This window comes from Rhodococcus sp. O3 (assembly GCF_048897285.1).
GTDB lineage: Bacteria > Actinomycetota > Actinomycetes > Mycobacteriales > Mycobacteriaceae > Rhodococcus.
The window spans coordinates 1-10,718 of record NZ_JBMBTE010000149.1 but is presented as its reverse complement, the minus strand read 5'-3'; the positions used below and the strand labels follow the sequence as shown (position 1 = coordinate 10,718).

At 69.2% G+C, this 10,718-nt stretch carries 10 protein-coding genes; 5 read left to right on the top strand and 5 right to left on the bottom strand.

Annotated elements, in window-relative coordinates; all coding sequences use genetic code 11:
• Nucleotides 1-129: 129 nt before the first annotated feature.
• Nucleotides 130-663 carry a 2-isopropylmalate synthase gene (locus ACN675_RS25345; protein WP_420753457.1) on the bottom strand — a complete coding sequence of 178 codons (534 nt, stop codon included), beginning with the start codon at nucleotides 661-663 and terminating at the stop codon, nucleotides 130-132.
• Nucleotides 664-1,020: 357 nt separating this feature from the next.
• Here ACN675_RS25345 and ACN675_RS25340 point away from each other — a divergent pair, with 357 nt between their 5' ends.
• Nucleotides 1,021-1,575: a GNAT family N-acetyltransferase gene (locus ACN675_RS25340; RefSeq protein ID WP_420753456.1), complete on the top strand. Its 555-nt coding sequence runs from the start codon at nucleotides 1,021-1,023 to the stop codon at nucleotides 1,573-1,575.
• Nucleotides 1,576-1,582: 7 nt separating this feature from the next.
• Here ACN675_RS25340 and zapE read toward each other — a convergent pair whose 3' ends face one another.
• Entirely contained in the window at nucleotides 1,583-2,596 is a 1,014-nt protein-coding gene (gene zapE / locus ACN675_RS25335) for a cell division protein ZapE (RefSeq protein WP_420753455.1), read from the bottom strand.
• Nucleotides 2,597-2,774: 178 nt separating this feature from the next.
• Here zapE and ACN675_RS25330 point away from each other — a divergent pair, with 178 nt between their 5' ends.
• From ACN675_RS25330 to ACN675_RS25315, 4 genes are read left to right on the top strand one after another with little or no spacing between them, the layout of a single operon-like run.
• Nucleotides 2,775-4,334, top strand: a complete 1,560-nt coding sequence (locus ACN675_RS25330; protein ID WP_420753454.1) for an alpha/beta fold hydrolase — start codon at nucleotides 2,775-2,777, stop codon at nucleotides 4,332-4,334.
• Between the two features lie 10 nt (nucleotides 4,335-4,344).
• Nucleotides 4,345-5,682: a glycosyltransferase family 87 protein gene (locus ACN675_RS25325; protein ID WP_420753453.1), complete on the top strand. Its 1,338-nt coding sequence runs from the start codon at nucleotides 4,345-4,347 to the stop codon at nucleotides 5,680-5,682.
• Between the two features lie 10 nt (nucleotides 5,683-5,692).
• Nucleotides 5,693-6,121, top strand: a complete 429-nt coding sequence (gene msrB / locus ACN675_RS25320; protein ID WP_420753452.1) for a peptide-methionine (R)-S-oxide reductase MsrB — start codon at nucleotides 5,693-5,695, stop codon at nucleotides 6,119-6,121.
• A gap of 47 nt (nucleotides 6,122-6,168) precedes the next feature.
• On the top strand, nucleotides 6,169-7,149 hold the full coding sequence (locus ACN675_RS25315; RefSeq protein ID WP_420753451.1) for an L-lactate dehydrogenase: 981 nt from the start codon (nucleotides 6,169-6,171) through the stop codon (nucleotides 7,147-7,149).
• A 60-nt stretch (nucleotides 7,150-7,209) separates the two neighbouring features.
• On the opposite strand, the gene ACN675_RS25310 is transcribed toward ACN675_RS25315, so the two are convergent.
• From ACN675_RS25310 to ACN675_RS25300, 3 genes are all read right to left on the bottom strand, one after another.
• Nucleotides 7,210-9,486, bottom strand: coding sequence for a molybdopterin-dependent oxidoreductase (locus tag ACN675_RS25310; RefSeq protein WP_420753458.1), 2,277 nt, complete (start codon nucleotides 9,484-9,486; stop codon nucleotides 7,210-7,212).
• Nucleotides 9,487-9,548: 62 nt separating this feature from the next.
• Complete coding sequence (gene hemQ, locus ACN675_RS25305; protein ID WP_420753450.1) at nucleotides 9,549-10,244, bottom strand: hydrogen peroxide-dependent heme synthase; 696 nt, start codon at nucleotides 10,242-10,244, stop codon at nucleotides 9,549-9,551.
• Nucleotides 10,245-10,249: 5 nt separating this feature from the next.
• A partial coding sequence (locus ACN675_RS25300) for an FAD-dependent oxidoreductase (protein WP_420753449.1) occupies nucleotides 10,250-10,718 on the bottom strand: 469 nt, incomplete at its 5' end.

Sequence of the window (10,718 nt, the reverse complement as noted above, 5' to 3'; positions counted from 1 at the left end):
GTTCGTCGTTCTGCGTCCGTTCGTCGTTCTGTGTCCGGTCGTTTCGTTCCCGGGAGCGGCACTCACGATGCCGAGCGCCGGGACAGCCTCGCACGGTCGCTCGCGCGAGGCCGTCCCGGCTTCGGTGGATCAGCGCGTGCCGTACAGACGGTTGATTCCCGCGATCATCGCCCGCAGCGTCGACTCCGCGGCCGTGCCGCCCAGCCCCATCACCCAGCAGCTGCGCTCGTCGTCGGACTCGCACAGCAGGAACGTCGCGTGGGTGTCCCCCATCTCCTGGCGGTGGAACGAACGGATCTCCAGGCGAAAACCGAGCTCGTGGATCATGCCGGTCATCGCGGACACCGGACCGGTCGCGACGGAGGCGGTGCTGCGCTCAGTCCCCTCCAGCTCGAACGTCGCCTCGTAGGCGCACAGTCCCCCGGTCAACACGGTGGTGTTCCAGGCACGAAGTTCCAGCGGACCGCCCTGCGGGGCGTAGTTCGCCGCGAACTCGGTCCAGGACATGCCGGCGGCTTCGGCCCGCAGCGCGAGCGGCAGGGCACGGCCGTAGCGGGTGGCGAACGGGTCGAGCGAGGTGAGTCGATCGGTCTCGGTGCAGGAGGCGAAGGGACGCGCAGCGGTGATACGACGATCGGAAGCGAAGGAGGTGAAGGCGTTCATCGGAGGAGGTCTTCCACGAGAAGGGAGGACCGACGCGTAGCTCAACGACCCGCAGCGAGGGGTCGGTCCGAATCAGACCCCGCTACGGCGGTGAACTACGAGTACGCGCTTCATGACAAGCCACAGTAAGGGGTGAAAGTCCGAAAGGCAACCTTTGCACCAGCGATACGTGATCGAAACGTGACCGCGGAAAGTGGAACCTGAGGAACCCCTCATGTATCGTCAGTGGTGCCATCCCCCCCGATGGTAGATGAACCCCAGCCATGACCCCCCATCCAAGGCTGGGGTTCAGCCATTTCTCGGGCAGGCTCGATGCCCCGGCCATCTGCACGGGAGCCGGGTGGTCTACTGGAACCTATGTCCACGCCCTCAGTCGAAGAGTCCGCCGTCTCCGTCGCACAGGCCGGCATCTGGGACACCGAAACGCTCGCCGACGTCGCCGCCACCACGTTTCCGCTCGCCTGCCCTCCCGGATCGAACCGGGACGACATCGACGAGTTCATCTCCGAGACCCTCTCGGCGGAACGGTTCGGCGAGTACCTGACCGATCCGACGCGGATCGTGCTGAAGGCGAGCATCGGCGGCGAGATCGTCGGCTACCTGATGGCGATCGACGCGCCGCCGGCCGACCCCGCCATCGCGGAGATGATCACGGCGACCCCGGCCGTGGAGATCAGCAAGCTGTACGTGCTGCCGGGCCGTCACGGCACCGGCGTGTCGGCGGCGCTCATGGCCGCGATCGTGGAGCGTGCCGCAGCGGCCGGGCGTGCGGGACTGTGGCTCGGGGTGAACCAGGAGAACGAACGCGCCCAGGCCTTCTACCGCAAGCAGGGCTTCCGGACGGTGGGCACGCGCACGTTCCTGGTGGGTTCACAGACCCACCAGGACTACGTCATGCAGCGCGAACTGTGAGAAGCGCCTAGCTGGCGGCGACCTCGAAGCGCGACAGCGCCAGCAGACGCGAGGTCGCGCGAAGGTACTTCTTGCGGTAGCCGCCGGCCAGCATCTCCGGCGTGAAGATCTCGTCGAGCTTGGCACCGGCCACGGTCACCGGAATGCTCGCGTCGTACAGCCGGTCGGCGAGCACCACCAGACGCAATGCGACGGACTGGTCCTCGGCCGGGTGCACCCCGTTGAGGAACACCGCAGACACGCCCTCGATGAGCTTGCCGTAACGCGACGGATGCAGGGTGCTCAGGTGCGCGCACAGCTCGTCGAAGTCGTCGAGCGTGGAACCGGGGATCCGCTCGGCGCGTTCGATCAGCTCCTCCGACGCGATCGGGTCCGGCGCCGGCGGCAGGTCGCGGTGGCGGTAGTCCGGGCCGTCGACGCGGAGCGTCTCGAAGATCGACGCGAGCTTCTTGATCTCGCGGAGGAAGTCCTGTGCGGCGAACCGGCCCTCACCGAGCTGGCCGGGAAGCGTGTTGGAGGTCGCCACGATCGACACCCCGCGCGCGGACAGCTCGGTCAGCAGACGCGAGACCAGCATCGTGTCGCCCGGATCGTCGAGCTCGAACTCGTCGATGCAGAGCACGCTGTGGGTGGAGAGCTCCTCGACCGCCTTGTTGAAGCCGAGCGCGCCGACCACATGCGTGAGTTCGACGAACGTGCCGAACGCCTTGGGCGAGGGCGCGCTGTGGAAGATCGACGCGAGCAGGTGGGTCTTGCCGACACCGAACCCGCCGTCGAGGTACAGCCCGGCGCCGGTGGACGGCGCCTTGCGACCGAACAGGCCGCGCTTGCCGCCGCGGATCTTGCCGATCTTGCCGACGAAGGCCTCGGCAGCGCGGACCGCGGCGGCCTGGCTCGGCTGGTTCGGATCGGGGATGTACGAGGCGAAGCTCACCTCGTCGAACATCGCGGGCGGCACGAGCTGTGCAACCAGTTGTTCGGCCGGCACCACGGGACTGCGATCGACGAGACGTTCCTGCATTCCTCCAGGGTAGAGGCGTGTGGTGAGGCCATACCTACACCAGCGGCGGATTGCGACCTACTTCACATCAGCGTCACCCGATCTTCACCTCGCGTGAGCGCACGCGTCACACGCGCGCGTTCGCTGCGCGCGTGGACCGGTGCACACCCGGATCCCGGCGACCTGGCAGGCTGTCGGCATGCGCAGAACCGGTGTGTTCGCGGTCTCCCTCGTCGCGCTCGCGGCGACGGTCACCGCCTGCGGGACGGGGCCCTCGTCACGACCCGACGTCGCGGTGGTTCGGGACGTCGGTGACGGGGCCGTACCCGCCCCCGAACAGGACGAGGCCGCCGAGCCCGGGCTGCCCGTGCCCGAGGAGGATCTGGCGTGGCGCGACTGCACCGGCGACACCGTCGCGGCGCAGAAACTGCCCACCGGTCCGACCGGGCTGGTCCTCGAGTGCTCGGAGATCACCGCGCCCATCGACGAGGCCGGAACGGTGCCGGGAACGTTCCCGCTCGGGGTTTCGCGGGCGCGCCTGCCGCAGACCCCGACCGACGTCGCGCCGCTCGTGCTCACCACGGGAACGGACATGCCGTCCGGCACCGCACTCGCCGCCCTTGCCACCGGACCGATGTCCGGTGTCCTCGCTACCCGACCGATCGTCGCGGTCGACCGCCGCGGGATCGGGCCGTCACAGCCCATCGACTGCATCTACCCCGCCGATCTCCGTGCGCTCGGCGATCTCGGCCAGTTCGGCCGCAGCGGCGACGGACCGAGCCGCGTCGCGGAGCTGAGCCGCGAGATCACCATCACGTGCACCGACTACCTGCAACCGCAGGAGCTGATGTTCGGCGCCGCACATGCCGCCGACGACCTGGACCAGCTGCGCCTGGCCTGGAACGTGGAGCGGATCGGACTGCTCGGCATCGGGAACGGCGCGACCGTCGCGCTGGCGTACGCCGCCGAGTATCCGACGCACGTGGGCCGGCTGATCCTCGACTCCCCCGCTGCCGCGACCGCCGACGCCGAGCTTCTCGCGGAGAGCCGGGCGCGCGGCGCCGAAGCCGCGGTCGACGCGTTCGCCCGCCAGTGCGTGGCGCTGAAGTGCTCGCTCGGCACCACACCGCGGGCGGTCCTCCAGGACCTGCACGAGAAGGCCGCGAACGGGGAACTTGCACCGCTGTCGTCGAATGCAATGCTCACCGCGGTGACCGGGTTCCTCGGCAGCCCCCGCGGAGACCTGCAGGCCCGCGTCCGCGAATTGTCCGATGCGCTGGCCGCCGCGCGCGACGGTGATGTGATGCCGCTGCTCGAACTCGTCGATCCCGCCGAGGCACAGCTGAGCACGGCCGGCCAGTTCGTGTCCCGGTGCAGCGACAAGCAGCGGCAGCCCACACCCACCCGCGCCCTGGAGCTGCAACGCACGTGGGGAGCGAGCTACCCGCTGTTCGGCGCGGACACCGCGACCGGACTGACGGCCTGCTCGGCATGGCCGAGCATGCCGGCGCCGCCGCTGCCCGATGCGGTGGATGTGTCCGTGCTGGTCCTCGGGTCCGCCGCGGACCCCATCGTCGGCAACGGTGGGCTCGAATCCGTCACCGGTGCACTGACCGCGGTTGGAGCCCGATGGGCGGTGGTGTCGTGGCAGGGCGCCGGCTATTCGGCGACCCTGCACTCCACGTGCGCGCAGGCCCGGGTCGCGGCATATCTCGAGACCGGCGAACTACCGCCGAACGGCAGCCTGTGTCCCGCCTGAGCGCAGCGTCATGTCGGGGCGGGTGGATCACCGACAGGCGGCTCCGGTGTACCGTGCCGTAGTGTTCCTCAGTCGTCTCGAGCCCCGCACCGCCCGCACCACCGTGGAGGTGGTCAAGTGCGTTGTGTGGCCGTTGGCCCTGCTCACGGTGCTGCACCGTGTGGTGATCAAAGCGGTCAACGGCTTCCGGACCGACGACTTCACACCCGTGTACAACGCGGCGCTGGCGTTCCTCAACCGGCAGCCCGTCTACACCGCGAACTTCCGGTGGGTCGATCCGCACTACCTGTATCCGCCGTCGGGCACTCTGCTGATCTCACCGATCGCCGTGATCGACCCCGAACGCTCCCGCTGGTTGTTCATCCTCGCCAACGCGATCGCGATCCTGGTCGCGCTGTACCTGCTGCTGCGCATGTTCGGTTACGGTCTCGATTCGGTGATCGCGCCGATCCTCGTGCTCGGGGCGTTCACCTCCGAAACCGTGACGAACACGCTGGTGTTCACCAACATCAACGGTCTCGTGCTTCTCGGGGAGATCGCGTTCCTGACGTTGCTGCTCAAGCGTCGCGACCTGTGGGCCGGCGTCGCGATCGGTCTGACGTTCGCGGTCAAACCGATCCTCGCTCCCCTGCTGTTCCTGCCTCTGGTCCGTGGCCAGTGGAAGGTGTTCGTCACGGCGGTGGCGGTGCCGGTCGCGCTGATGGCGATCGCCTGGCCGCTCTCCGTCGACCCGTGGCAGTTCGTCGAACACACGACGCCCTATCTCCTCGAGGCGCGCGACTACTTCAACAGCGCGATCGTCGGAAACGGCATGTACTACGGCCTGCCGACCTGGCTGATCCTGGGGCTCCGCGTCGTGCTCATGGCGATGGTGCTGGTGGCGCTGTGGCTGCTGTACCGCTACTGCCGCCACGACGAGCTGTTCTTCGTCGGCACCGCGACCGGCCTGCTGCTCACCGCCTCGTTCCTGCTCGGCTCGCTGGGCCAGATGTACTACTCGATGATGCTGTTCCCGCTGCTGATGACGGTGGTGCTGCCGAACTCGGTGATGCGCAACTGGCCGGCGTGGCTGGCCGTCTACGGCTTCCTCAGCTACGACAGCTGGCTGTCGGGCCGCTGGCCGGAGATGGGCCGGGCCGCCGAGTACATGAAGACGACGTTCGGGTGGTCGCTGCTGATCATCGTCGTGTTCGCGGTGCTGCTCGACCGGTACCTCGCCGCGCGCCGTGAGGGACGCCTGGACTCGGGCATCGAACCGGCATTCCTGTTGCCGAAGGCACCCGCCGCCGTGCCCGACGAACCGGAGGAACCCGAGGAGCGCATGGCCGCACAGGCCGTCCGGGACTAGCCTCTGCATCATGACTTCCACGCCCCGCCGGGAACCCGCACCGAAGGTCGAACGCAGCGACGAGGAATGGCGGGAGTTGTTGACCCCCGAAGAGTTCGCGGTGTTGCGCCGGGCGGGCACCGAACGCCCGTTCGTCGGTGAGTACACCGACACCGAGACCGAGGGTGTCTACGAGTGCCGTGCCTGCGGCGCGGAGTTGTTCCGCAGCAGCGAGAAGTTCCATTCGCACTGCGGGTGGCCGTCGTTCTACGATCCGGCCGATTCGGACGCGGTGATCCTGCGGCCCGACGATTCGCTGGGGATGCGCCGGGTGGAGGTGCTCTGCTCGTCGTGCCACAGCCATCTCGGGCACGTGTTCGAGGGCGAGGGCTATCCGACACCGACCGATCAGCGGTACTGCATCAACTCGATCTCCCTGCGCCTGGTTCCGCCGACCTGAGCCGCTCCGGCTGCGGGACCGGACCGCAGCCGGGAGGATATCGAGGCATGAGTGAGCACACGCCCGGCAGGCCGAAGGTCAAGGTGACGATCGTCGGGGCGGGCACCGTGGGGACCGCGATCGCGTATGCGTGCCTCATCCGGGGTTCGGCCGAGGCGCTGGCGCTGTACGACACGAATCCCGACAAGGTCCGGGCCGAGGTCCTCGACCTGAATCACGGCACCCAGTTCGCGCCACCGTGCCGGATCGAGGGCAGTGACGATCTCGCCGTCACCGCCGGATCGGACATGATCGTGGTGACCGCCGGTGCCAAGCAGAAGCCCGGGCAGTCGCGGCTCGACCTCGCCGCGGCGAACGTGGCGCTGGTGCAGGCCCTGACGCCCGCGTTGCTCGAGCGGTCCCCGGACGCGGTGGTGCTGTTCGTCAGCAATCCCGTCGACGTCGTCACGCACGCCGCGATCGTCGCGACCGACGCCGCACCCGGCCGCATCTTCGGTTCGGGGACTGTGCTCGATTCGGGACGCCTGCGTTTCCTGATCGCCGAGCGCGCCGGGGTCGCCGTGGAGAACGTGCATGCCGTGGTCGTCGGTGAACACGGCGACTCGGAGATCACGCTGTGGTCGGGGGCGACGATCGGCGGCGTCGCCGCAGCGAAGTTCGAGGGTGTGGCCGGCGACGGCACCTCCGGGCCCCTGTTCGACAAGGCGACCCGCGCCGACATCTCCGCCCAGGTGGTGCACAGCGCGTACGAGATCATCCGGGGTAAGGGCGCGACCAATCTGGCGATCGGGTTGTCCACGGCCCGGATCGTGGAGGCGGTGCTGCGCGACCAGCACCGGGTGCTGCCGGTGTCGACCCTCCAGACAGGTGCCGAGGATCTGTCCGGGGTGTGTCTGTCGCTGCCGACCGTCGTCGACAGCCGCGGGGCGGCCCAGGTGCTCGACGTGGCGATGTCCGACGAGGAGCGCGAGGGCCTGCGCGCCTCGGCCCGCACGCTGCGGGAGGTGCAGGCGACGCTCGAACACTGAGCCCCCGAACGCTGAGCCCCCGAACGCTGGGACCCCGAACGCTGGGAGCCCCCGGCGGGTTCAGCGGGCGCGGACCACGGGTGGGTCGTACGCGCGAATCGGCGGCAGTTCGCCGTCGAACCGTTCGATCTCGACCAGCACGTGCTGCCCGGTGCAGCCGCGCGCCAGCGACGACGTGCCGATGTCGGGGGTCAGCACGTTCGGGTTGCCGTGCACGCACATCGAGTTCGGGTCCGACGGGTCGAGCGGGTCGTACCAGGCGCCCGTGGACAGCTGCACGACGTCCGGCCGCAATCCGTCGTCGAGCACCACACCGGCCAGGCACGCGCCGCGGTCGTTGAACACCCGCACGATGTCCCCCTCGTCGAGGCCGCGGGCCGCGGCCGCCGCGGGGTGCATCCGCAGCGGTTCGCGTCCGTGGATCTTCGATGCCTGGCTGGTGGCGCCGTGGTCGAGCTGGCTGTGCAGCCGGGTGCGCGGCTGGTTCGCGATCAGATGCAGCGGGAACTGCTCCGCGCGTGCGCCGCCGAGCCATTCCTCCGGCTCGTACCAGGTGGGGTGGCCGGCGCAGTCGTCGTAGCCGAATCCGTCGATGTCGGCGGAGAAGATCTCGATACGCCCACTGGGGGTACGGAGCGGATACGTGTCCGGGTCCTCGCGGAAGTCCTGGAACAACGTCAGGTCGTCCTCCGTGCGCATCCGCACGTGACCGTGATGCCAGAACTCGTCGAACTCGGGTGCCTCTCCCCCGTCGGCGAGGACGAATCCGCGCCACTGCTCGTAGAGGTGTTCGATCCACTGCCGTGCGGTGCGGTTCTCCGTGAACTGCGGTCCGAATCCCAGCCGGTGCGCGAGCGCGGCGAACGTGTCGTAGTCGTCGCGGGCCTGCGCGTAGCGAGGCGTCGCGGCGTGCATCGCCACCAGCAGCGGATCGTTGCGGGTGCACGAGAGGTCCTCGCGTTCGAACGACGTGGTGGACGGCACGACGATGTCGGCGTGTTTGGCCATCGGCGTCCAGTACGGGTCGTGCACGACGATCGTGTCGGGCCGTGCCAGCGCCCGCTTCAGCCGGCCGAGGTCCTGGTGGTGATGGAACGGGTTGCCGCCGGCCCAGTACACGAGCCGGATGTCGGGGAAGGTGCGGCGCTGTCCGTCGAAGTCGTACTGCTCCCCTGGCCGCAGCAGCAGGTCGGAGATCGCGGCGACCGGGATCGCTTCGTCGATCGGGTTCTGTCCCTGGAACAGCGTCGGCAGCGGATACGGCACCGGCGCCAGACCGGGTTCGTTCATCGACCCGTAGCCGTGCCCGAATCCGCCGCCCGGCACGCCGATCTGGCCGAGCATCGCGGCGAGCGTCACCCCGGCCCACGGGGCCTGCTCGCCGTGGCGGACCCGCTGCAGCGACCACGTGACGGTGACCAGGGTGCGCCCGGCGGCCATGCGGCGGGCGAGGTCGGTGAGGGTTGTGGCGGGCAGGCCGGACAGCTTCGCCGCCCACTGCGGGGTCTTCGGGGTGCCGTCGGTGCGCCCGAGCAGGTAGTCCTCGAACTTGTCGTAGCCGGTGCAATAGCGGTCGAGGAACGCGCGGTCGGCCAGGTCCTCGGTGGCGAGCACGTACGCGAGCGCCAGCATGATCGCGACGTCGGTGCCGGGGCGCGGCGCCAGTCGTTCGGCGTCGCCGTGCAGATCGTCACGCAGCGGGCTGATCGACACGATGCGCCCGCCGCGCGCCCGCAGCCGGTCGAGGGCGTCGCGGGTCGGATGGTTGCTGGTGCCCCCGTCGTTGACCGCGGTGTTCTTCAGCGGCACCCCGCCGAAGCACACCATCAGGTCCGTCTCGCGGGCGATGACGTCCCAGTTGGTGGAGCGTGCGAACAGCTTCCAGTGCGTGCCCACGACACGCGGCATGATCACGCCGGTCGCGCCGAGCGAATAACTGTGCACGGAGCGCGTGTAGCCGCCGAGCATCTTCAGGAACCGGTGGACCTGGCTCTGCGCGTGATGGAACCGGCCGGGCGACGACCACCCGTAGGAACCGCCGAAGATCGCGCGGTTGCCGTGGGTGTCGACGACGCGGCGAAGTTCCCCGGCGAGCAGTTCGGTCAGTTCGTCCCACGACACGGCGACGAATTCGTCGCTACCGCGGGTGCTGCTCGGCCCCGGTCCGTTCTCGAGCCAGCCGCGCCGCACGGCGGGGCCGGTGATGCGGGACCGGTGCCGCACCGAGCCGGGCAGGTTGCCGAGAATCACCGACGGGTCGGCGTCACCCGGGTACGGGTGCACGGCGGTGACCTCACCGTCCGCGGCTTCGGCCTCGTACATGCCCCAGTGGGACATGTGCGAGTGCCGCCCCGGGTGCCTGCTGTGATTCGTTCCGGCTTCCTGCTCCGGCATCCGCATCAGGGCAGCGCGTTGATCAGCCGGTCCGCGTCGATCCGGGGGCCGCTGAAGAACGGGGTCTCGAGACGCACGTGGTAGCGGGCCTCGGTCGCGCGCAGATCGCGCATGAGGTCGACGATGCGGTCGAGTTCCGGAGCCTCGAAGGCGAGGATCCACTCGTAGTCACCGAGCGCGAACGCCGGGACCGTGTTCGCGCGCACGTCCGGGTAGCCGCGGCCGGCCTTGCCGTGCTCGGCGAGGATGCGGCGACGGTCCTCGTCGGGCAGCAGGTACCAGTCGTACGACCGCACGAACGGGTACACGCAGATGTAGTTGCCCGGATCCTCGCCCGCGATGAACGACGGAACGTGGCTCTTGTTGAACTCCGCGGGGCGGTGCAGCGCCGTGTTCGACCACACCGGGTTGCTGGCGCGGCCGAGGATGGTGGTGCGCCGGAAGTCCGCGTAGAACTTCTGCAGATCCTCGATGTGCTCGGCGTGCGTCCAGAACATGAAGTCCGCGTCGGCGCGCATGCCGGCGATGTCGTAGATGCCACGGACGACGACGTCGGTGTTCTCGTACGAGGCGAGGAACTTCTGCAGATCCTCGAGCGCTTCGGCTCGGTCGTCGCCGAGGACCCCGGGACGCACCTGGAACACCGACCACATCGCGTAGCGGAGGGTCGAATTGAGCTTGTCGAAATCGAGACGTGCCATGTTTCTCATCCTGCCACTCGTGTCGTAAGCCGCGCTGCGGCCGTTGTGCCCGATTCGACGCACGCCGGCACGCCGACGCCGTGCAGCATCGCCCCGGCCACTTCGATGCCGTCGACGTCGGCGACCGCGGCTTCGAGAGCCGCGACGATCTCGTCGTGTCCCGCGCGGTACTGCGGCAGACCACCGTGCCAGCGCTGCACGAACGTGGCGACCGGTTCCGCGGTCACCCCGCTGACGGTCGCGAGGTCCTTGCGGGCCAGTGCGATCAGCAGATCGTCGTCGGCGTCGACGAGCCCGGCGTCGCCGAACCGCCCGAACGACGCGCGCGCCAGTTCCACGTCGCGCTCGGCCAGGTGCGGCCACTTGCGGCTCGACAGCGTGAACGCTTTCGCCGACAGATCCTCGCCGGTCGCGACGAGGATCCCGGAGTTGCGGGGCAGCCCCGAATCCCGGGGCAGCGCGAGCGCGACGACC